The sequence below is a fragment of the Cryobacterium sp. Y29 genome, assembly GCF_002929825.1.
GTDB lineage: Bacteria > Actinomycetota > Actinomycetes > Actinomycetales > Microbacteriaceae > Cryobacterium.
Genome location: NZ_PJJN01000036.1, coordinates 203,236 through 222,781 on the forward strand (window position 1 = coordinate 203,236; position 19,546 = coordinate 222,781).

Consider the following 19,546-nt stretch of genomic DNA (forward strand, 5'->3'; position numbering starts at 1 on the left):
ATGCGCGAGGTTTTGGATACCCTCCTCACCGGCTGGCAGAGCGGTGCCACCGCGGGCCTCGCCACGGTCGTGCGAACCTTCCAGTCCGCGCCGCGCCCGCCCGGCGCCTCGATGCTGGTCAGCGCCGACGGTACCGTGGCCGGATCGGTCTCGGGCGGCTGCGTCGAGGGAGCCGTCTATGAACTGGCCACCCAGGTGGCCAAGGACGGCGTGCCGGTGCTCGTGCGCTACGGCATCAGCGACGACGACGCCTTCGCCGTGGGGCTCACGTGCGGAGGCATCCTCGACGTCTTCATCGAACCCGTCTCCCGCGCCACCTTTGCCTTGCTCGATGGCGTGCACGACGACATGGCTGCCGGGCGCCCGGTAGGCGTGGCCACCGTGATCGAACATCCGGATGCCGGCTGGATCGGCCGCCACCTCGTGGTGCGGCCGCACGGATTTGCAGGAGACCTGGGCTCTGACCGCGCCAACCACGCCATCGGTGACGACACCCAGGGTCTGCTCGCCGCCGGTCGCAACACCACCCTGACCTACGGTCCAGACGGCGAAAGGCGGGGCGAGGGCCTGCGGGTGTTCTTCGCAAGCTACGCACCCCGGCCGCGCTTGCTGGTCTTCGGGGCGATCGACTTCGCCACCGCCCTGGCCCGGCTCGGCACTTTTCTCGGCTACCGGGTCACGGTCTGCGATGCTCGCGGCGTGTTCGCGACGGCCGCCCGGTTTCCCGGCGTCGACGAGGTCGTGGTGAGCTGGCCCGACCGCTACCTGCGCGAACAGATCGCCGGTGGATTCATCGATCCCCGCACGGTGATCTGCGTACTGACCCACGACCCCAAATTCGACGTTCCCTTGCTCGAAGCGGCCCTGCACGGCCCACCGGTGGCCTACATCGGCGCGATGGGGTCGCGGCGTACCCATGCTGACCGCCTGGAGCGCCTGCGCGCGGTGGGGGTGACCGATGCCGAGCTGGCCCGGCTGCGCAGCCCGATCGGCCTCGACCTCGGCTCGCGCACCCCCGAGGAGACCGCGGTCTCGATCGCCGCCGAGATCATCTCGCTGCAGTGGGGCGGCAGCGGAAAGCCGCTGCATACCCTCATCGATTCCATCCACCACGACGACCTCGTCGACCCCGACCCGCCGGCCGATCAATCAGCCCCCGGCGGCCAGAAGTTGATCGAGGCATGAGCCTGCTCGACCCCGTCACCTCCGTGCTTTTCGTGCACGCGCACCCCGACGACGAGACCATCAGCACGGGCGGTCTCATCGCCCATCTCGCGAGCCGCAACGTCCGAGTCAGCCTGGTCACTGCAACGCGCGGTGAGCGCGGAGAGGTCGTCGCTGGACCGCTCTCAGTGCTCGCCGGAACCCCCGCCCTGGCTAAGGAGCGCGAGCGGGAACTCGAGCGCGCCGCCCGCGCCCTCGGCGTCGACGAGGGCTTCTGGCTCGGTGAAATACCGGCCCGCGCGCCCGGGCTGCCCGCGCGCCGCTACCGAGACTCCGGCATGGAGTGGATCCGCCCCGGCCTGGCCGGTCCAGCCGCAGATTCCGAAGCGGATGCGCTCGCTCGTGCGCCGCTCGCCGAGGTCATCAACGACCTCGTGGCCGTGCTGCGATACGTGCGACCGAGCCTCGTCATCAGCTACGACTCGACCGGCGGCTACGGTCATCCCGATCACGTGCGCGTCCACGACGCCGCCCTCGCCGCCAGCCGCAGCCTCACGATCCGCTACGCCGAGATTCTCGATACTCCCGCAGCGGATGCTGAATGGTTCGACCTCGATGCCGAGCGCGACACTGTCGTGGCGGCCCTGCGCTGTCATGCCAGCCAGCTCACTGTTCACGGAGACGACATCGTGCACTCCGGCGGCCAGCGCGACGCTATCCGCACCGCGATCGGTCTGCGCCTGCGCTGACAGCCGCATCCGGTTAAACACAACTGGCCGCCCGGTGGGGCGGCCAGTTGTGAGAAGAAACTCAACAACGTGTGACAGATCCGATGGTGGAGATGCGGGGAATTGAACCCCGGTCCACTGCTGTGGTCATATGCCTTCTACGGGTGTATCCAGTGAAGTCGCTTTCTCGGCCCCGGAATTTGCCACTGGCATCTACTCCGACAGGCCCAGCCTTCGTTTAAGTCCCTCTACGCCCCGTGGCTCAATGTAGAAGCAAGCTCTCTAACTGGCGTCAGGATCCGGGTAGAGAGCATTCCCGGTCTGGCGGACTTCGTTAGTGCTTTCGCTTAGGCAGCGAGAGCGAAGTCAGTGCGGTTTGATTTGGCACTTATTGTTTTGCAGAGATCGTTTACGAGATAACCCTGCATCCTCGACCCGCTTCTCACAATTGCGCAAACAGTGTCGAAACCGATCATCCCCATACGCATCGCGCCCGGTGTCTTAATCAACACCGTGGCCGGCGATGGGTTCGTGTCACACGCTATTGAATTACCAAACTGCACCTTGCGGTGCAGCCTTCCATCATACAACAGAAGTAACTTAGCTGCAGGTCGCCAGCGACGGCTCCCCGATTGCACGCATCACGGCAAAGAGATCGGCCTTGCCCTCGAAACCGATTCCAGGATATTCGGGCATTGTAATGAAACCGTCGCGCACCTCGACACCATCGGGAAACCCCCCGAAGGGCTGGAACAGGTCAGGATAGGACTCGTTTCCGCCCAATCCCAGCCCCGCTGCGATGCTCAGCGACATCTGGTGCCCACCGTGCGGAATGCAGCGCGAGCGCGACCATCCGTTCTCCTCGAGCATGTCGAGGGTGCGCAGATACTCGACGAGACCATAGCTGAGCGCGCAGTCGAACTGCAGCCAGTCCGTCTCGCGCCGCAGGCCCCCGTAGCGAATCAGATTGCGGGCATCCTGCATCGAAAACAGGTTTTCGCCGGTGGCGATGGACTTGTCGTACACGGCGGCAACGGCGGCCTGCGCCTCGAAGTCAAGCGGGTCCACCGGTTCCTCGTACCAGAACAGGTCATAGGCCGAGAGTGCGTGCGCGTACTCCAGCGCTGTGGCCTGGTCGAAGCGTCCGTTGGCGTCGACCGCGAGCCGCTGGTGTGGCTCCAGCATGTCCAGAACCGCTTCGATGCGGTGCAGGTCGTCGGCAAGCGGCACCCCACCGATCTTGGCTTTCACCACGCTGTACCCGCGGTCGAAGTAGCTGCGCATCTCATCGGTGAGCCCCTGCACACCCTTCCCGGGGTGGTAGTAGCCGCCAGCGGCGTATACAAACACCTTTGGGTTGGCCGCGTCGCCCCCGCCAAAGCGCTCCGCCAGCAGCCGGAACAGCGGCTTCTGCTCGATCTTAGCCACGGCGTCCCAGACCGCCATGTCCACGGTACCCACGGCCACGGAGCGTTCCCCGTGCCCGCCCGGTTTTTCATTGGTCATCATGGCATCCCACACCCGCCCAGGATCGATATTGTCACGCTCCGGATCGAGCAGAGACTCCGGATCAGCCTCGAGAACGCGCGGGATGATCCTCTCTCGAATAATCGCGCCCTGAGCGTAGCGGCCATTGGAGTTGAAACCGTAGCCGACCACCGGGCGACCGTCCCGCACCACGTCGGTGACCACGGCGACCACGCTCAGGGTCATCTTGCTGAAGTCGATGAAAGCGTTGCGAATCGGCGAACTGATCGGCATAGTCTCCTCGCGCACGTCAACGATTCTCATCGCAGCACCGCCTCGGCAGTCACGGCGACGAAGGCGTCGGCGAGGGCGTCGGAAACCTCCTCGGTGGTGGCGCGTCCGCCGAGATCGGGGGTGCGCACATCCGTTTCGACCAACACGTGGCCCATGGTGTCAACGAGGGCGGCCCCGGCCTCGGGGTGGCCGAGGTGGTCGAGCATCATCGACGCAGCCCAGACCTGGCCGAGCGGGTTCGCCGTGCCCTGGCCGGCAATGTCGGGAGCCGACCCGTGCACGGGCTCGAACATCGAGGGGAATTCCCCCTCGGGATTGAGGTTGGCCGAGGGCGCGATGCCGATGCTGCCGATAATGGCCGCGCCGAGATCGGTGAGGATATCGCCGAACAGGTTCGACGCCACGACCACATCGAAGCGGCCCGGGTCGAGCACGAACAGGGCCGCAAGCGCGTCGATGTGGTATTCCGAAATATCAAGCAGCGGATGCTCCTGCCCCAGTTCGCGAAGAATTTCGTCCCAGAACGGCATCGTGTGAATGATTCCGTTCGACTTGGTCGCCGACGCGAGCTTGCCCGCGCGGGACTGGGCCAGATCAATGGCGTAACGCATGGCCCGGGTCACCCCGAAGCGGGTGAAAATCGATTCCTGAATGGCCATCTCCTGCGGCAGCCCGCGGTACAGACGGCCGCCGCTCTCGGAATACTCGCCCTCGTTGTTCTCGCGGACGACAAGAAAATCGATGCCGCCGGCGGGTACGGTGCGCAGCGGGCTTTCAATTCCGGGCAAGAGTTTCACTGGGCGCAGGTTGATGTACTGCTGGAACGCGCGCCGGATCGGAATCAGCAGCCCCCACAGCGAGACATGGTCGGGAACCCCGGGGAAGCCCACCGCGCCGAGCAGAATCTGATCGCACTCGGCGAGCTGCTCGAGACCGGTGGCGGGCATCATCGCCCCGGTCCGGGAATAGTACTCACAACTCCAGTCGAACTGTTGCCATTCGAAGGCGAAGCCGAACCGGGTTCCGGCCAGCTCGAGCAGCCGTTGCGCGGGCGGCATCACCTCGGTGCCGATGCCGTCGCCGGGAATCACGGCAATACGGTGGGTGGGAATGGTCATGGAAGATACCTCCGGGTCAGATAAAAAGTTCGGGAAGATTGACAAACAGAACGCGGGTAAAGGCGAGGTAGAAGCCACCGACTACGACGAATGCCACGGTGAGGTCGAGCGCCACGTTCTTGAGGGTGGGTCGTTCGGTGCGCATGAGCAGGGCCATCAGGGTGAAGAACACGATTCCGCCCACGACGTAACCCAGCAGCGGCAGTGACGCCACCCAGGCTGCAAGGAGCAGGAATGCCCGGGCGAGGCCGCCCCACCCCAGCCGTTCGCCGGCGTCCCATCCGGTTTCGGTGCGCCAGAACACGCCGCGCGCCACGAGGAACAGGCTCAGCACGGCGAGCGTGATCATCACGGCATCCGGAAAAAGACCGCCGTTGTCACTGCTGTAGTCGCGTTGCACCCAGAAGACCAGGCACAGGCCGAGCATGGCCAAACCGCCCACGATGTTGCCCATATCAGTTCTTCCCCCCGCGTTCGGACTGCCCAACGGGAACGGCCGGCACGGCTTGTGCTCGGCGGGCTTCAGCCCGCCGCTTCTGCACAAACGGCCAGACCGCTGAGACAACACACATCACGATGAGCACGATGCTGATCGGTCGGGTGAAGAAGGTGAGCCAGGGCAGGTCTTCCCCAGAGGAGGTAAGAATCCCCTGAACCAACCCGGTTTCGGCAATGGTCCCGAGCACCAGGCCGAGCACGATAGGTGCGCCGCCGATACCGACCCGATTGAGCAGGTAGGCCACCACGCCAAGCGCAAGCATAATGAAGACGTCGAAGACCGAGTTGCGGATCGCGTACGCGCCCACGATGGCCAGCACGGTGATGGACGGGGCGAGGTATCGCACCGGCAGTGCCATGATGCCGCGTTGCAGGCCGCGCCCGGCGATCAGCCCCACCGGCACCATCATCACGGCCGCGACGGCCAAAGCGATGATGAAGGTGTAGACGAGCGGCCCGGAGGTTTCGAACAGCTGCGCGCCCGGGCGCAGCCCGTGCAGCAGGAGCACGCCGAGGATGATGGCGTCGGGCGGGGTGCCCGGAACACCGAGGGTGAGGGTAGGAATAAACCCACCGCCCACAGTGGCGTTGTTGGCCGTTTCCGAGGCGATCACCCCGTCGATCTCGCCGGTTCCGAAGGTTTCCGGATGCTTCGACGCCCGTTTGGCCTCATTGTAGGCGACCAGGTTGGCGATGCTCCCGCCCGCTCCCGGTAGAATTCCGACCGCCGCGCCGATCAGGGACGACCGCAGCAGGTTGCCCCAACGGCTCAGCACGTCTTTCACCATGCCCCACACGGTGTCCTTCTTCTGCTGGTCGTCGTCGGCGATGGTCGCGTCGCGGGTGCGGCGCGCCACCAGACTGATGATCTCCGGGATCGTGAACAGCCCGATGAGCGCGGGCACCAGAGGAATACCGCCCTGCAGAGTGGACTCTCCGAAGATGAACCGCACGTCGCCGCCGACCGGGGCAATGCCCACGGTCGCCAGCAGCAGGCCGAACAGGCCGCCGATAAGCCCTTTGAGCAGCGACCCCGTGGCGAGACTGGCGATGATGGTGAGCCCAAAGATGGCCACCCAGAAGTATTCCTGGGGGCCGAATCGGAGCGAGAACTGCGCGAGCGGCGGCGCCAGAAAGATGAGCGCGATCACGCCGATGATGCCGCCGACGAAGGACCCCATGGTGGCGCCGACGATGGCATACTCGCTGCGGCCCTTCTTCGTGAGCGGATACCCGTCGAAGGCCGAAGCAATCGACGAGGGCGTACCCGGCGCGTTGACCAGAATGGCGGTGAAGGAGCCGCCGTAGATCGCCCCCATGTAGAAGGCACCGAGGAGAACGAGTCCCGAGGTGGGTTCCATGGCGAAGGTGAAGGGAACGAGAAGGGCCACGCCCATGGTGGCGCTGAGCCCCGGCATGGCCCCGATGGTCATACCGCTCAACGTGCCCACGAGCACGAGGAGCAGCATGGCCGGAGTCAGGTTGGCCAGAAGCCCCTGCCCGAGGAGATCGAACATCAGTCAAGCATCCCGAGCCGGTCCAGGAGATCTTCATAGATGGAGGCGCGCTCGGCGGTGAGTTCGGCCGCCTCCTCGGGGCCGTAGTTCTCCAGCACGAATGCCTGCTCCTTGAACGCCGCAATCAGACCGGGGTCCTGGTTCACTTGCTCGAAGGCCGCCCGCAGGGTCTCGACAACCTCGTCAGGGGTGTCTGTGGGCACGGAGATGCCACGGTAGGCGCCGTCGACGAGGTCGTAGCCTTGCTCTTTGAAGGTGGGAACGTCGGGCAGGGCATCCATCCGTTCGTCGGTGGCCACGGCGATCGCCCGCACCTGGTCCCCCAGCTGGATCACCTGCGGCGAGTAGCTCATGAGCCCGTCGACGTGACCGCCGAGGATGGCGGCGACAGCAGTTCCGGTGCCGGTGAAGGGCGTGTAGGTCACGTCGATATCGGCCAGGTCGCCCAGCAGCAGGGCACCGAGGTGGTTCGCGGTGAAGTCGCCGCTACCGCCGATCGACAAGCCGCCGGGCTTAGCCTTGGCTGCCGCGACGAAATCGTCGAGGTCCTGGATGTCGCTGTCGGCCGGGACCAGCAGGGCATTCGGGGTGCTCTGGAAGATGTAGACCTGTTTGATGTCCTCGGTTGCGTAGCCGGCGTCGCCACGCAACATCGGCTGGAGGATGATGTGCGGCAGGTTGCTACCCATGATGGTGTAACCGTTGGGAGCGGTGCGGGTGAGCTCGGACCAGCCAAGGGCCCCGCCACCGCCGGGCTTGTAGGAGACGCTCACGCTCTGACCGAGTATGTCCGTGAGCAGTTCCTGCTGTAGCCGCGCCGTGATGTCCGACTCTCCGCCGGGATCGAAGGGCAGCACATAGTCGATGCGTTTCTCCGGATAACCGGCGGGAGAGTCGCCTCCCGCGCTGCAGCCGGCAGCCAAAACGGCAACCCCCAGCATTCCGATAAGACTCAGTAGCGTACGACGGCTGTTCATCTTGTACCTCCATTGGTACGGTTGCGAACTGTTATGGTGCTGGCTACTCTCCGGTCGGCCGGTCCAATCGTTTAGGAGAGTTGAGCGATGATGGCCTCGGTGAGGGTGTCGGTGGGGGCGAACCCGCCCAGGTCGCGGGGTAGCACGCCAGCTTCGGTGACGGCGTTGATGGCCGCGTCGATGCGGTCGGCGTCGTCATCGAGGCCGAAGTGCCTGAGCATGAGGGCGGCGCTGGCAATTGCGCCGATGGGGTTTGCCACGCCGGTCCCGGCGATGTCGGGGGCCGAGCCGTGCACCGGTTCAAACATGCTCGGGTACCGGCGTTCCGGGTTGAGGTTCGCGCTGCTGGCGATACCAAGGCTACCAGCGAGTGCGCTGCCGAGGTCGGAGAGGATATCGGCATTGAGGTTGGAGGCGACCACTACCGAGAGCTCCTCAGGTTGCAGCACGAACTTGGCCGCCATCGCATCAACCAGCACGCTTTCGGTGTCGACGTCGGGGTAATCGAGCAGGACGCGTTTGAACACGTCATCCCAGAGGACCATTCCGTACTGTTGGGCGTTGCTCTTGGTTACGCTCGAAACCTTCTTGTGCGTGCGGGTGCGGGCCAGTTCGAAGGCGAAACGCATGATCCGTTCGCAGCCCACCTCGGTGAACAGCGCCGTCTGCAGGGCCACCTCGGAGCCGCGGCCACGGGCACCGAGATTGCGGCCGCCGATGCCGGCGTACTCCCCCTCGCTGTTCTCACGTACGACGACCCAGTCAAGTTCAGTGTGATCAGCCTTTCGCAGCGGGCTCTGCACTCCCGGCAGAAAAGTCACCGGGCGCACGTTGGCCCACTGATCGAATCCCTGGCAAATCGCCAGGCGTAGCCCCCAGAGGCTGATATGGTCGGGGACCGTATGCCAGCCGACGGCCCCAAAGTAGATCGCGTCGAAGTCGCGCAGTTGATCAAGCCCGTCATCGGCCATCATCGTGCCGGTCTCGGTGTAGTACTGCGACCCCCAGGGAAATTCGGTCCAGTCGAAGTTGAGTTCGGTGACGGATGTCCGTTCCACCGCGTCGAGCACGCGGCGCCCGGCCGCGACGACCTCAGTGCCGATGCCGTCGGCGGGGATCGCAGCGATGCGATAAGTCTGTTTAGCCATGCTCAGGAGTCAACCGTGTTCGTCGGAACCTCGTCCAAGACAAGAAACCAATTGAACCGATAGGAAATTCCTATACATCCTGATTAGCGGCATATTCGCGCACGATCGCCACAAAGGCTTTGGCCGACGGAGTGAGGATCTGGCCTTCTCGGTAGGCGAGCGCGACCTCGAGCGTTACGACGGGAGCGAGGTGCATCACAGCAGCGCCGCAGAGGCGGGCAAGCCGGGTCCACGCTGCCGGGAGCACAGCCAGTCCGCCGCCGACGAGTACTAGCGGCAGGATTGCTGCGCGGTGTTCGACCTCCACCGCAAGGTCCACGTCAATGCCGGCGGCCACGATCTCGTCGACGACTTTGCGCATGACGCTGCCGGCCGGGGATACGATCATTCTCTGGCCGGCAAGTTCTCGGCGATGCACGACGGCATTGTCGAGAAACGGCGCCCCGGGAATGCCAACGAGCACCATGTCCTGCTCCTCGATGTGCTCGAGGATGACACCCGCCGGTGGCAGGAACTTAGCACTGCCGAGAAGCCCGATCTCGCTCGCACCGCTGGCCACGAGCTCGGCAGTTTCCATTCCACTGAAGGCGGCCCTGGCCCGAATTGTCACCCCTGGGTAGCGCTTTCCGAAGGCGAGGGCGATGGTACTGAATGGCTCAACGCTCTGTGAGGGCATCAGCGCGAGGTCAACATGGCCCACCAATCGACCCTTTAGCGATTCGGCCATGGCTCTCACGGCGTCCAGTCCGCGAACGGCACGACGTGCCGGCTCGATGAGCGCACGGCCCGGTTCGCTCACGGTGACGGTGCGCCCGATGCGATGGAAAAGCTCAACGCCGAGATCTCGCTCCAGCGCCGCAATGGCCTGGGACAGTGAAGGTTGTGCCACATGCAACTGTGCCGCCGCTCGGCCGAAGCCGCCATGGTCGACAACTCCGAGAAAATATCGCAGATGGCGCACATCCATGTTCCGCTCCCGTCACAAGCTTCGAGTCTCTCACACCGGCGGCGGTCCGGCAGGACCTATCGATATCGTCCCGAGCGCTGCTCCACCCCAGGGGAGAGACGTCCTAGTCGCCGAGGTGGCGCTGCGCCGACATCGCGCGATCCGATTCGCGCTTGTCGGTGCGTTCCCGCAAGGTCTGACGCTTGTCGTATTCTTTCTTGCCCTTGGCGACGGCAATTTCCACCTTCGCGCGACCGTCCGCAAAATAGATGCGCAGCGGAATGAGCGTGTATCCACCCTCTTTGGTCTTATGGCTGATCTTCACGATCTCCTTCTTGTGCAGAAGGAGCTTGCGCTTGCGACGCGGGGGGTGGTTGGTCCACGATCCACCGGAGTATTCCGGAATATGCACCGCATCGAGCCAGGCCTCGCCACCCTCGATGAAGGCATAGCCGTCGACCAGGGTCGCCCGACCGGCACGGAGCGACTTGACCTCGGTGCCGCTCAAGACCATCCCGGCCTCGTAGGTGTCACTGATGAGGTAGTCATGTCGGGCCTTGCGGTTGGTCGCCACGACCTTTTCTCCACGTTCCCTGGGCATGTATACACCTCGATTCTTTTCTTCAAGCGGATGCCGTCGGCCGTTCGGCAGACAGCCCACCAGTCTAGCGGAACCCTGCCATGCCCGGCATCCGCTTCTGGGTTAGACCTTGAGGTAGCGAGTGATCGCGAAGTTGGCCGAGAACGCGGCGAGCACCGCACCCACCACGAGCAAAATGGGCACCACAACGAGGGCATCGTCCATGCCGATCAGGGCGAAGCCGGTGAGCCTCGCACCGAGGTAGCCCTGCACGAAGAAGTACACGAGCGCAACGATCGCGCCGCCGGCCAGCAGCGAGCCGAGCAGCGCCGCGAAGACGCCTTCCAGGATGAACGGCGTCTGGATGAACCGGTTGCTCGCGCCCACCAACCGCATGATGCCCAGTTCCCGTCGCCTGGAGAACGCGGACAAACGGATGGTGGTGGCGATCAGGAGCGCCGCCGCAATCAGCATCAACCCGGCAATCCCGATGGCCGTGTAGCTCGCCACATTGAGCACGGAGAAGATCTGGTCGAGGTATTTGCGCTGGTCAGCGACATTCTCAACGCCGGCAACCCCCGACAGGCTCTCCACCAGCACCGCGGACTGGGACGGGTCTTTCAGGTTCACCCAGAACGTCTGGTTGAGCTGGTCGGCCGTGACATAGTCGGCGACCGGGTTGCCGGCGAACTGCTTCTTGAAGTTCTCGAAGGCCTGCTCGTGCGTCTCGAAATAGTAGTTGTCGATGAAGGACGTCAGGGTCGGTGAGGTCAGCTGGGCTTCGACGGCGGCGATCTGCTCCGGTGACGCGTCGCCGCCGGTGCAGGTTTCGCCCGGCGAGATATCGGAGCACATGTAGATGCCGACCTGCGCCTTGTCGTACCAGAAGTTTTTCATCTGGCCGATCTGCATCTGCATGAGAATGGCCGCACCGACGAAGGTGAGCGAGATGAAGGTCACGAGCACGACGGAGACGACCATGGACGCATTGCGCCGAAGACCATTCGCGGCCTCGGACAGCACCAGGCCGAGCCTCATCGGGTCGGCCCCACGTTCTGTTCGCCCGTTTGATCGGGTTTCTCCCCCGGCGCCCGCAGCCCGAGTTTCTCGGCGAGAGTGAGCTGCTCCGGGTCATCGTTTTGGGCGACCGGCAGCACGGGGCGTGTCATCGGCGGCACCGGTGTAGCGAGGACGTCGTCGACAGCGGGGTCATCGACAGCAGGGTCATCGACAGTTGGGGCTTGGACGGGAGGTGCAGCGATCGGTGCTGGCGCCACGGCCGACGCTGCGGCAACAGCCGCCGCCGCAGCCTGATGCAACGATACGGAGGTTTCGGGAACCGGCGCAGAGGGGTGCGTCAACGATGGTTCCGACGCAGCGGCGGGCCGGGTGTAAGAGACGGGCGCCGGCTCGCTGGTGGGAGCATCCGTTGTTGACGCCTGCACGATGGTGGGAATGGAGGCGGTGGTGTAGCCGCCCTGGCGCTCGTCACGCACGATCTCACCGTGCACGAGCTCGATCACCCGGCGCTGCATCTGGTCGACGATGCCAGCTTCGTGGGTGGCCATGATGACGGTGGTGCCACTGGCATTGATGCTCGCGAGCAGCGACATGATCTCGGCGCTCGTGGTGGGGTCAAGGTTTCCGGTGGGCTCATCGGCCAGCAGAATCTGTGGTTTGTTCACGATGGCGCGAGCAATGGCCACCCGCTGCTGCTCACCACCGGAGAGTTCGTGCGGGAGGCGCTGGGATTTTTCGGCCAGGCCGACCATCTTGAGGGTGTCGGGCACGGCTTCCTGAATGAAGCCGCGGCTCTTGCCGATGACCTGCAGGCTGAAGGCGACGTTGTCGAAGACGGTCTTGTTCGGCAGCAGACGAAAGTCCTGAAAAACCACACCCATGTTGCGGCGAAAGTAAGGCACCTTGCGGTTCGAGATCGACCTCAGGTCCTGGCCGAGCACGTGGATGCTGCCGCTGGTCGGCTTTTCCTCCTTGAGCACGAGCCGCAGGCAGCTCGATTTGCCCGATCCGGAGGCGCCGACCAGAAAGACGAATTCGCCTCGCAAAATCTCGACGTCGATCGAGTTCAGTGCCGGCCGAGTGGTGCCGGGGTACTTCTTGGTTATGTGATCAAAACGGATCATAGCTCTTAGAGCCTAGGCATCCGCGGGCGTTTTCCCAACAGCGACATACCCGCCAGCACCGAAGCCTCAGCATCCGTTTAGTCTTCAGGAGCCGTCTTGCGCCAGCGGATGCCGGCCGAAATGAATCCGTCCAGGTCACCGTCGAAGACGTTGCTCGGGTTGTTCACCTCATACTCGGTGCGCAGGTCCTTGACCATTTGGTAGGGCGCAAGCACGTAGCTGCGCATCTGGTCACCCCAGCTCGCCGTGATGTTGCCGGCCAGTTCTTTCTTGGTGGCCGCTTCTTTCTCGCGCTCGAGCACCAACAGTCGCGACTGCAATACGCGCATGGCGGCCGCGCGGTTTTGAATCTGGCTTTTCTCGTTCTGGCAGCTCACCACCGTGCCAGTGGGGAGGTGGGTGATGCGCACGGCCGAGTCGGTGGTGTTGACGGACTGGCCGCCGGGGCCGCTGGAACGGAAGACGTCGACGCGGATGTCGCCGTCGGGCACGTCGATCGACTCGGTCTGTTCGATCAGCGGCACGACCTCGACCGCGGCGAAGGAGGTCTGGCGTTTGCCGGCCGAGTTGAACGGGCTCATGCGCACCAGGCGGTGGGTGCCGGCCTCGACGCTGAGCGTGCCAAAGGCGTAGGCGGCGTCGACCTCAAAGGTGGCGCTCTTGATGCCGGCCTCTTCGGCGTAGCTGATGTCGAGCACGGTGGTGCGGAAGTCGTGTTGTTCGGCGTAGCGCAGGTACATGCGCAGCAGCATCTCGGCGAAGTCGGCGGCGTCCACTCCCCCGGCACCGGCGCGAATGGTGATGACGGCGTTACGTTCATCGAATTCGCCGTTGAGCAGGGTCTGCACCTCGAGCTCACCGAGCAGTTTCTGCAGGCTGGCGAGTTCGACGGTGGCTTCATCGGCCAGTTCCTGGTCGCCCTGGCCGTCGTTGGCCATCTCCACGAGAGTCTCGAGATCATCGAGCCGCGTCGTGATGCTCTCGATGCGCGCCAGCTGCGCCTGCCGGTGGCTGAGGTCGCTCGTCACCTTCTGCGCGTGCTCGGTGTCGTCCCATAAATCGGGCATTCCGGCCTCACCGCTGAGGTCGTCGATGTCCGCGCGCAGTCGATCAATGTCGATCACCGAACGGATGTCGCCAAACGTGGTCCGCAGCGCGGCGATTTGTACTGAGAAATCCAAGTCAATCATGTTCCGCCCAGCCTACCGGGCTGGCGTAGCATCGGTTCTGATGAGTAATGCGCGGCGGGCCCTCAACCTGCGATCCATCGCCCTGACGGCGTTCCTACCCACTCTGCTGTTCTCGGTGGGTGAGGGCGCGATCATTCCGCTCATTCCGCTGGTCGCCAATGATCTGGGCGCCACGCTCGCCATCGCCGGGGTGATCGCCGCCATGGTTATGCTCGGCGAACTGGTCGGCGACGTTCCCAGCGGCTGGGTCGTCTCCCGCATCGGCGAACGCAACTCGATGATCTGGGCCTCCGTCATCACGATCGGCGCGGTGGTCATCTGCCTCACCGCACCCAACCCGCTCGTACTCGGCCTGGGAATCTTTTTGATCGGCATCGCGACGGCCGTGTTCGCCCTGGCCCGGCACGCTTTCATGACCAGTTATGTGCCCCTCGTCTACCGGGCCCGCGCACTGTCGACGCTCGGCGGCGTGTTTCGGGCCGGCTGGTTCGTGGGGCCGTTCCTGTCCGCCGCGCTGATCCACCTCACCGGCAGCACCCAGGCCGCGTTCTGGGTCTTCATCGTCTGCTGCGTGCTCGCCGTCGCGATGCTGGTGATTCTGCCAGACCCCACCCGTGACCTCGACGCGTCGGAACGCGCTGTGCCGGAACGCGCTGCACCGGACCAGTCTGTACCGGACCAGGCCGCGCCCGAGCGCGCTGCACCGGAATCCTCTGTGCCGGAACAGGCTGTACCGGAAGGGCGAGCATCCGCGTCACCGGCCGACGTCACACCGCCCGGGGCCGCCGAAACGGATGCCGCGGCACTCGCCGCACGCGGCCTCTTTCAGACCATCCGAGTCCACCGGGGCGTGCTCGTGCGGCTCGGCACTGGCGCCGCCCTCGTGGGCGCGATGCGCGCCAGCCGAACCGTCATGCTGCCCCTCTGGGCGGTCAGCATCGGCATCAGTGCGCCCGACACGGCGCTCATCATCGGCATCGCCGGCGGCATTGACTTCGTGTTGTTCTACGCCAGCGGCCAGATCATGGACCGCTTCGGTCGCATCTGGAGCGCGGTACCCTCGATGATCGGCCTCGGCGTCGGCCATGTCGCGCTCGCGTTCACGCACGATCTGCCGAGCAACGTCGGCTGGTTCATCGGCATCGCGATGTTTCTCTCCCTGGCCAACGGCATCGGCAGCGGCCTGCTCATGACGCTCGGCGCTGACCTCGCACCGCAGCGGTATCCGGCGCCGTTTCTCGGCGCCTGGCGATTCACCGCCGACTTCGGCAGCGCCGCCGCGCCACTCGCCCTCGCCGGTATCACCGCGCTCGCTTCGCTGTCGATCGCGAGCGGCATCGTCGGGGTCTTCGGCCTGTTCGGCGCCGTGCTGCTCAGCCGCTACATTCCCCGCTTCGCCCCCCACCGCCCCCGCACCCTGCTCTAGTAGCCTCGGGCACTTTCCCCCTCTTCCCTCCTTCCCTCCCGTCGTCCCCCTCTTCCTCTCTTCCTCTCTTCCTTTCTTCCCCTCTTCCCCTCTTTCCCTCTTCCCCTCTTCCTCTCTTCCTCTCTTCCCCTCTTCCTCTCTTCCTCTCTTTCCCTCTTCCCCTCTTCCCCTCTTCCCCTCTTCCTCTCTTCCTCTCTTCCTCTCTTCCTCACCCGTCTTCCCCCACCCGTCTTCCCCCACCTTTCCAGCGCGTAACTCCTGCAATTTCTTCGCGGCCAAAAATTCTGCCGCGAGTTTGCGGGCATCCGCTTCTGGAGGGTCCCGGATTGCAGGAGTTATGCGCCGATTCTCCTTGGAATGATCTGGGAAGCTCGGGCGTTGGCCCACGCATGCCCCTCATCGGAGAATACGAGCCAAGCACCGCCCAGTGGGTGCGCGATCAGGTCGACCTGTATGAGAAGTCCGGCGGTACCGAGGGCACAACCCTGCGCGGCATGCCCGTCATCGTGCTGACTACCCTCGGCGTGAAGAGCGGCAAGCTGCGCAAGGCTCCGCTTATGCGGGTCGAGCACGACGGCCAGTATGCTGCCGTCGCCTCGCTCGGCGGCAGCCCCAAAAACCCGGTTTGGTACGCGAATGTCGTTGCGCACCCCGAGGTCGAGCTGCAAGACGGCACCCAGAAGTGGGACATGCGCGCCCGCGAGGTCACCGGCGACGAAAAAGCCGCCTGGTGGAGGCGCGCCGTGGCGGCATTCCCCGACTACGCCGCCTACCAGATCAAGACCGACCGCGAGATTCCTGTCTTCGTGCTCGAACCGATCGAATAAAAGTGGCGAAAGCAACCATCCGCAAGGCGTTGATCGACCGTATTATCCTGCACGACCGTGTTGACGACGATGGTGTGTCGTTGCGTTCCGGCGACGCCCGTGAAGCGGAGCGGTACGCCGGCAGTGACTTGGATGGCCGCGACCTCACCGGCAGCACCTTGAAGGAGTGCGAATTCAGCTAGTGTCCCTGCACGAAACAGCATTGCGCGGGGCATTCTTTTCGGAGTGCCTCGCGACCGACCTGCATGCGCCGGTGCCCAGCGCGCCGCGCTCCAGCTCGCGTGACGTACGCATCGAGCGCGCTCGGCTCGGCTTGGCTTGGTTTGGTTTGGTTGAAACCTACGAGGCAAGGATGCGTTCCATGCACATCAACGGCTCGAAGCTCGATTTCGTAAACCTGCGCAACGCCGCCCTGACCGACGTGCTCCTCAGTAACTGCATCATCGGGGAACTCGACCTCGGCAGCGTCACCGTGCAGTGACTCGAGCTGCAGAACTGCCGCATCGGCACCCTCGAAATCGGTCGCGCCCAGTTCACAGATGTCGACCTGCGTTCGAGTGATTTCTCGGCCGTGCACGGCCTTGAGGGACTGCGCGGAGCGACGATCGACGACGCCCCGCTGAGCCTGCTGGCATCGTTGTTGGCCACGCACCTCGGCTGCGCGTCGAGTAGCGCTGTTCGATGAGTGGATGCCACGGTCTGGCCCCGCATATTTATCAGCCCTAGGGAATGGCGGTCGCGGTCAGCTCGAGGTCGTACATTGGCCGGTCCCGCTGGGTCGCGATTGCCGCGCCGGCCGCCACGCAGACGACGACGATGGCGATCTGCTGCAGCAGTGTGAAGGTCTCGCCCAGCACGAGCGCGCCGAAACCTGCAGCGATCACCGGGCCGAAGCTTGTGATGATCGCGTACAGGCGCGGGCTGATCCGCCGCAAAATGTAGGTGTCGAGCGTATACGGAAAGGCCGAGGAGACCACGCCCACGAGCAGGAGCAGTCCGACGACGCCCCAGGTGAAGGCCGACAGATCGAGGGTGAACAGTGCGATCGGTACCACGATCACGAGGCTGACCATGCTCGCAACGGAGATGCCTTCCAGTCCCGCGAATTCGGTCGCCACCCGGCGGGTGAGCAGGATGTAGAAGAACCACGAAGCCGCCGCGGTGAGCGCCAGCGCAATTCCGAGCAGGTCGAGAGTGCCGTCCGACCAGGTCAGCAGAAAGACTCCCCCGGCGGCGGCCGCAGCGCACACGACGTCCAGGATGCGCCGGCTCGTGATCAAAGCCAGGGCGAAGGGTCCCAGGAATTCAATCGTCGCTGCGATGCCGAGTCCGAGAATACTCACGGCCTGATAGAAAGTGAGGTTCATGACGGCGAGCACGACGCCGAGGGCCAGCGCCGGCCAGATTCGGGCCCAGGTCAGGTTTTTCAACTTGGGCCGGGCGAGCGGCAGTACCACGACGACCATGACGATTTGGCGGGCCGCGACCACGATGGGCGAACCGACGACGGGAATGAGGAGTCCGGCCAGTGCTGAGCCAAAGTTGATGCTGACCTCGGTGGCGAGCTGAGCTCCCGCACCGCTCAGTTTGTCCCGCCTGGTACGCACGCTGCTCCTGTCGGCGCCTTCAGGGCACCTATCGACAGTACCGCTCGCGGCATCCGCTCTGAAAATAAGGGCGCAAACCGCCCGCTACACCTGCAACGGAATGAACTGGTATTCGCTGGTGAGATGCTCGTGCCGGCACGACCCGCAATAGAGCACGCCGGATACGCGCATGGCGTCGACCCGCGACGCACACTGAATCACCTTGGGGCCACAGCACGGTGAAATCACCATGTAGCCCCCCGATTCGGCCGGTTCGTGACCGCTGAGTCCGCGATCGTGGTGCACGCCCTCGCAGGGTAGGAGTGCATCGAAGTCGAGCTCGTCCACGACGTGTTCGTCCAGTAATGCATCCATGATTTCACAGCCGATCTCGGTGTTGCAGAGCCGCCGGGTTGGGCCACGTCAACCGGCGGCGACCAACCCGGTTGAACGACGACTCAAGATCGCCGGCACTACCAACCGGGGACCGGGGCTGGCACGGTGTCGACTGCGGTACACAACCTGAAGCCCCCACACGGTAGGAGGCTGCCACGTCGACAACATGTCCGTGTAGCGTACGCTTCTATCCTGAAATTACCAGTGCCACTTTGTGCGCCCCCGCTAATGAAACACCGCCCGGGACACCACCGTCACCATGAGTGGCACCCCGTCTGGCACCACGAGGGTCAGCACGGGTGGACGCCACCAGGAGCGCAGCGTCACCGACGCGCTCTGCCCATCAGCGGATGCCGCGCTCGTCACGGTGAGCGCCTCGAATGAGGCGTGCGGAACGAGGCGCAGATACTCACCGACCGCAGCCGACACGTCGATTGACCTCAGCTGCGGCCTCGGCCCGACCACACCCACCTGCACCGTGTCGAGGGTGAACGCCTCAGACCCGGCCAGCGCTGCACCGTCGGCGAGGCTGAGCAGCCGCTTATGTTCAAGGTAAAGCGACGTCGCCGACAGGGCCACGAGCACGAGGCTCAGGGCCAGAAAGCCATAGAAAATAGTGAGCAACAGGGTCGAACCATCTTCGTTCAACGCGGGCGACCGGTGCCTGGTCATCCAAGGCCGCCAAATCGGGACACCATCTGCGTCGACGCCGCGGTCATCGGCACACTCGCGCTCTGGTTCAGTGCGAGCATGTCGGGCACCAACGGCAGCGCAATGCCGATTCGCACGGTGACCGTCACGAGCCCTTGGCTGGTCAAACAGCGGCTTGTTCCGCCAGCGCACTCGATCTGCACTTCGGCGTCGCCCGAGTCGAGCCCGTGATCCTCGAGCGCGAAGGCAACGGCTCGACGGGCCCGTTCGGTCGCGGTGACCTCGTCGGGGGCCTGCACGTAGACTCGGGCCGCCTGCCGGGCTGCTCCCTCGACGGCGAGCGCACCTCCCTGCAAGGCGGACAGCGCGAGCACCAGATAGACCAGGGGCACCAGCAGGATCATGCCCGCCGTGATGAATTCGAGCGAAGCCGAACCCGCCTCCGATCCCCTACCGCAACGATTCGACCGCAGCATGAGCAACCACTTCCAATCCATGCGGGACACCGAGCAGTCCCATAAGGGGCAGCGGTGCGACCACCCGAACTTCAACAGTGGGATATCCGGCACTTACTCCGTACTGCACCACGACATCGGTGGCATAGGTCGCTCCAATAGCTGTCGTGATCAGATCGCGGGTGCGTTGGGCGCCCGCAGGCAGACTGCTGTCGGCGAGCGCGGCGTAACGGGCGCCTTCAGCCGCGGCGTCGAGCACCGTGTTGCGAATGTGCAGCGCGAGGGCCAGCTGCATGACCATGAGCGTCAGAAAGGTCAGTAATGACACCACCATGACGAATTCGGCCACGGCGGAACCCTCCTCGTCTCGCAACGTGGTGCGGCGCAGCGAGGCGAGGCGTTGCATCCGCGTACCGAATTGGGGCATGTCGACC

23 protein-coding genes and 1 other RNA gene are annotated in these 19,546 nt (G+C 64.5%); 6 read left to right on the top strand and 18 right to left on the bottom strand.

Annotated elements, in window-relative coordinates; genetic code table 11:
* Together CXY74_RS14135 and CXY74_RS14140 are read left to right on the top strand one after the other, a co-directional pair.
* The gene (locus CXY74_RS14135; RefSeq protein ID WP_104201009.1) at positions 1-1,185 is read left to right on the top strand and encodes an XdhC family protein; all 1,185 of its coding nucleotides are present in this window, start codon (positions 1-3) and stop codon (positions 1,183-1,185) included.
* Entirely contained in the window at positions 1,182-1,913 is a 732-nt protein-coding gene (locus CXY74_RS14140; RefSeq protein WP_104201010.1) for a PIG-L deacetylase family protein, read from the top strand. The genes CXY74_RS14135 and CXY74_RS14140 overlap by 4 nt, the downstream gene beginning before the upstream one ends.
* A gap of 84 nt (positions 1,914-1,997) precedes the next feature.
* Here the strand turns inward: CXY74_RS14140 and ssrA are convergent.
* The 12 genes from ssrA to prfB form a co-directional block, all read right to left on the bottom strand.
* Positions 1,998-2,372: a transfer-messenger RNA gene (ssrA, locus tag CXY74_RS14145) on the bottom strand.
* Between the two features lie 120 nt (positions 2,373-2,492).
* On the bottom strand, positions 2,493-3,683 hold the full coding sequence (locus CXY74_RS14150; protein ID WP_104201011.1) for a mandelate racemase/muconate lactonizing enzyme family protein: 1,191 nt from the start codon (positions 3,681-3,683) through the stop codon (positions 2,493-2,495).
* Positions 3,680-4,771: a tartrate dehydrogenase gene (locus CXY74_RS14155; RefSeq protein WP_146070149.1), complete on the bottom strand. Its 1,092-nt coding sequence runs from the start codon at positions 4,769-4,771 to the stop codon at positions 3,680-3,682. Before CXY74_RS14155 ends, CXY74_RS14150 begins: the two co-directional genes overlap by 4 nt.
* A gap of 16 nt (positions 4,772-4,787) precedes the next feature.
* A complete protein-coding gene (locus CXY74_RS14160) occupies positions 4,788-5,225 on the bottom strand; it encodes a tripartite tricarboxylate transporter TctB family protein (RefSeq protein ID WP_104201012.1) in 438 nt (145 codons plus the stop codon).
* A gap of 1 nt (position 5,226) precedes the next feature.
* A complete protein-coding gene (locus CXY74_RS14165) occupies positions 5,227-6,786 on the bottom strand; it encodes a tripartite tricarboxylate transporter permease (RefSeq protein WP_104201013.1) in 1,560 nt (519 codons plus the stop codon).
* Entirely contained in the window at positions 6,786-7,763 is a 978-nt protein-coding gene (locus CXY74_RS14170; protein ID WP_104201014.1) for a tripartite tricarboxylate transporter substrate binding protein, read from the bottom strand. The genes CXY74_RS14165 and CXY74_RS14170 overlap by 1 nt, the downstream gene beginning before the upstream one ends.
* 71 nt (positions 7,764-7,834) lie before the next feature.
* Entirely contained in the window at positions 7,835-8,911 is a 1,077-nt protein-coding gene (locus CXY74_RS14175) for a tartrate dehydrogenase (protein WP_199183241.1), read from the bottom strand.
* 70 nt (positions 8,912-8,981) lie between these two features.
* Positions 8,982-9,878 (bottom strand): LysR family transcriptional regulator, encoded by an 897-nt coding sequence (locus CXY74_RS14180; RefSeq protein ID WP_104201016.1) that lies wholly within the window; start codon positions 9,876-9,878, stop codon positions 8,982-8,984.
* A gap of 103 nt (positions 9,879-9,981) precedes the next feature.
* Positions 9,982-10,458, bottom strand: a complete 477-nt coding sequence (gene smpB / locus CXY74_RS14185) for an SsrA-binding protein SmpB (protein WP_092108491.1) — start codon at positions 10,456-10,458, stop codon at positions 9,982-9,984.
* A 102-nt stretch (positions 10,459-10,560) separates the two neighbouring features.
* A complete protein-coding gene (gene ftsX / locus CXY74_RS14190; protein ID WP_104197603.1) occupies positions 10,561-11,475 on the bottom strand; it encodes a permease-like cell division protein FtsX in 915 nt (304 codons plus the stop codon).
* Positions 11,472-12,581: a cell division ATP-binding protein FtsE gene (gene ftsE / locus CXY74_RS14195; protein WP_104201017.1), complete on the bottom strand. Its 1,110-nt coding sequence runs from the start codon at positions 12,579-12,581 to the stop codon at positions 11,472-11,474. Before ftsE ends, ftsX begins: the two co-directional genes overlap by 4 nt.
* A gap of 77 nt (positions 12,582-12,658) precedes the next feature.
* Positions 12,659-13,771, bottom strand: coding sequence for a peptide chain release factor 2 (prfB, locus tag CXY74_RS14200; RefSeq protein ID WP_104201018.1), 1,113 nt, complete (start codon positions 13,769-13,771; stop codon positions 12,659-12,661).
* Positions 13,772-13,811: 40 nt separating this feature from the next.
* Here prfB and CXY74_RS14205 point away from each other — a divergent pair, with 40 nt between their 5' ends.
* The gene (locus CXY74_RS14205; protein ID WP_104201160.1) at positions 13,812-15,197 is read left to right on the top strand and encodes an MFS transporter; all 1,386 of its coding nucleotides are present in this window, start codon (positions 13,812-13,814) and stop codon (positions 15,195-15,197) included.
* On the opposite strand, the gene CXY74_RS17355 is transcribed toward CXY74_RS14205, so the two are convergent.
* Positions 15,194-15,409, bottom strand: coding sequence for a hypothetical protein (locus CXY74_RS17355; RefSeq protein WP_146070150.1), 216 nt, complete (start codon positions 15,407-15,409; stop codon positions 15,194-15,196). The genes CXY74_RS14205 and CXY74_RS17355 overlap by 4 nt on opposite strands.
* A gap of 177 nt (positions 15,410-15,586) precedes the next feature.
* Between CXY74_RS17355 and CXY74_RS14210 the strand changes: the two genes are divergently transcribed.
* From CXY74_RS14210 to CXY74_RS14220, 3 genes are read left to right on the top strand one after another with little or no spacing between them, the layout of a single operon-like run.
* Positions 15,587-16,024 carry a nitroreductase family deazaflavin-dependent oxidoreductase gene (locus CXY74_RS14210; RefSeq protein WP_104201019.1) on the top strand — a complete coding sequence of 146 codons (438 nt, stop codon included), beginning with the start codon at positions 15,587-15,589 and terminating at the stop codon, positions 16,022-16,024.
* A gap of 2 nt (positions 16,025-16,026) precedes the next feature.
* Entirely contained in the window at positions 16,027-16,206 is a 180-nt protein-coding gene (locus CXY74_RS14215) for a hypothetical protein (RefSeq protein WP_104201020.1), read from the top strand.
* Positions 16,191-16,505, top strand: coding sequence for a hypothetical protein (locus CXY74_RS14220; protein WP_146070151.1), 315 nt, complete (start codon positions 16,191-16,193; stop codon positions 16,503-16,505). The genes CXY74_RS14215 and CXY74_RS14220 overlap by 16 nt, the downstream gene beginning before the upstream one ends.
* 241 nt (positions 16,506-16,746) lie before the next feature.
* On the opposite strand, the gene CXY74_RS14225 is transcribed toward CXY74_RS14220, so the two are convergent.
* The 5 genes from CXY74_RS14225 to CXY74_RS14245 all read right to left on the bottom strand — a co-directional run bounded on the left by CXY74_RS14225 (position 16,747) and on the right by CXY74_RS14245 (position 19,539).
* A complete protein-coding gene (locus tag CXY74_RS14225) occupies positions 16,747-17,631 on the bottom strand; it encodes a DMT family transporter (RefSeq protein ID WP_104201022.1) in 885 nt (294 codons plus the stop codon).
* An 84-nt stretch (positions 17,632-17,715) separates the two neighbouring features.
* Entirely contained in the window at positions 17,716-17,985 is a 270-nt protein-coding gene (locus tag CXY74_RS14230; RefSeq protein WP_104197597.1) for a hypothetical protein, read from the bottom strand.
* A gap of 246 nt (positions 17,986-18,231) precedes the next feature.
* Positions 18,232-18,678: a pilus assembly protein TadG-related protein gene (locus tag CXY74_RS14235; RefSeq protein WP_104201023.1), complete on the bottom strand. Its 447-nt coding sequence runs from the start codon at positions 18,676-18,678 to the stop codon at positions 18,232-18,234.
* Positions 18,675-19,154, bottom strand: a complete 480-nt coding sequence (locus tag CXY74_RS14240) for a hypothetical protein (protein ID WP_233193413.1) — start codon at positions 19,152-19,154, stop codon at positions 18,675-18,677. Before CXY74_RS14240 ends, CXY74_RS14235 begins: the two co-directional genes overlap by 4 nt.
* Positions 19,108-19,539, bottom strand: coding sequence for a TadE/TadG family type IV pilus assembly protein (locus tag CXY74_RS14245; protein WP_233193414.1), 432 nt, complete (start codon positions 19,537-19,539; stop codon positions 19,108-19,110). The genes CXY74_RS14240 and CXY74_RS14245 overlap by 47 nt, the downstream gene beginning before the upstream one ends.
* Positions 19,540-19,546 lie beyond the last annotated feature (7 nt).

Excerpts from the sequence above, each read along its gene's own strand:
- CXY74_RS14135 (WP_104201009.1), top strand. The coding sequence starts at position 1 with ATGCGCGAGGTTTTGGATACCCTCCTCACCGGCTGGCAGAGCGGTGCC.
- CXY74_RS14140 (WP_104201010.1), top strand. The coding sequence starts at position 1,182 with ATGAGCCTGCTCGACCCCGTCACCTCCGTGCTTTTCGTGCACGCGCAC.
- CXY74_RS14150 (WP_104201011.1), bottom strand. The coding sequence starts at position 3,683 with ATGAGAATCGTTGACGTGCGCGAGGAGACTATGCCGATCAGTTCGCCG.
- CXY74_RS14155 (WP_146070149.1), bottom strand. The coding sequence starts at position 4,771 with ATGACCATTCCCACCCACCGTATTGCCGTGATTCCCGGCGACGGCATC.
- CXY74_RS14160 (WP_104201012.1), bottom strand. The coding sequence starts at position 5,225 with ATGGGCAACATCGTGGGCGGTTTGGCCATGCTCGGCCTGTGCCTGGTC.
- CXY74_RS14165 (WP_104201013.1), bottom strand. The coding sequence starts at position 6,786 with ATGTTCGATCTCCTCGGGCAGGGGCTTCTGGCCAACCTGACTCCGGCC.
- CXY74_RS14170 (WP_104201014.1), bottom strand. The coding sequence starts at position 7,763 with ATGAACAGCCGTCGTACGCTACTGAGTCTTATCGGAATGCTGGGGGTT.
- CXY74_RS14175 (WP_199183241.1), bottom strand. The coding sequence starts at position 8,911 with ATGGCTAAACAGACTTATCGCATCGCTGCGATCCCCGCCGACGGCATC.
- CXY74_RS14180 (WP_104201016.1), bottom strand. The coding sequence starts at position 9,878 with ATGGATGTGCGCCATCTGCGATATTTTCTCGGAGTTGTCGACCATGGC.
- smpB (WP_092108491.1), bottom strand. The coding sequence starts at position 10,458 with ATGCCCAGGGAACGTGGAGAAAAGGTCGTGGCGACCAACCGCAAGGCC.
- ftsX (WP_104197603.1), bottom strand. The coding sequence starts at position 11,475 with ATGAGGCTCGGCCTGGTGCTGTCCGAGGCCGCGAATGGTCTTCGGCGC.
- ftsE (WP_104201017.1), bottom strand. The coding sequence starts at position 12,581 with ATGATCCGTTTTGATCACATAACCAAGAAGTACCCCGGCACCACTCGG.
- prfB (WP_104201018.1), bottom strand. The coding sequence starts at position 13,771 with ATGATTGACTTGGATTTCTCAGTACAAATCGCCGCGCTGCGGACCACG.
- CXY74_RS14205 (WP_104201160.1), top strand. The coding sequence starts at position 13,812 with ATGAGTAATGCGCGGCGGGCCCTCAACCTGCGATCCATCGCCCTGACG.
- CXY74_RS14210 (WP_104201019.1), top strand. The coding sequence starts at position 15,587 with ATGCCCCTCATCGGAGAATACGAGCCAAGCACCGCCCAGTGGGTGCGC.
- CXY74_RS14230 (WP_104197597.1), bottom strand. The coding sequence starts at position 17,985 with ATGGATGCATTACTGGACGAACACGTCGTGGACGAGCTCGACTTCGAT.
- CXY74_RS14235 (WP_104201023.1), bottom strand. The coding sequence starts at position 18,678 with ATGACCAGGCACCGGTCGCCCGCGTTGAACGAAGATGGTTCGACCCTG.
- CXY74_RS14240 (WP_233193413.1), bottom strand. The coding sequence starts at position 19,154 with ATGGATTGGAAGTGGTTGCTCATGCTGCGGTCGAATCGTTGCGGTAGG.
- CXY74_RS14245 (WP_233193414.1), bottom strand. The coding sequence starts at position 19,539 with ATGCCCCAATTCGGTACGCGGATGCAACGCCTCGCCTCGCTGCGCCGC.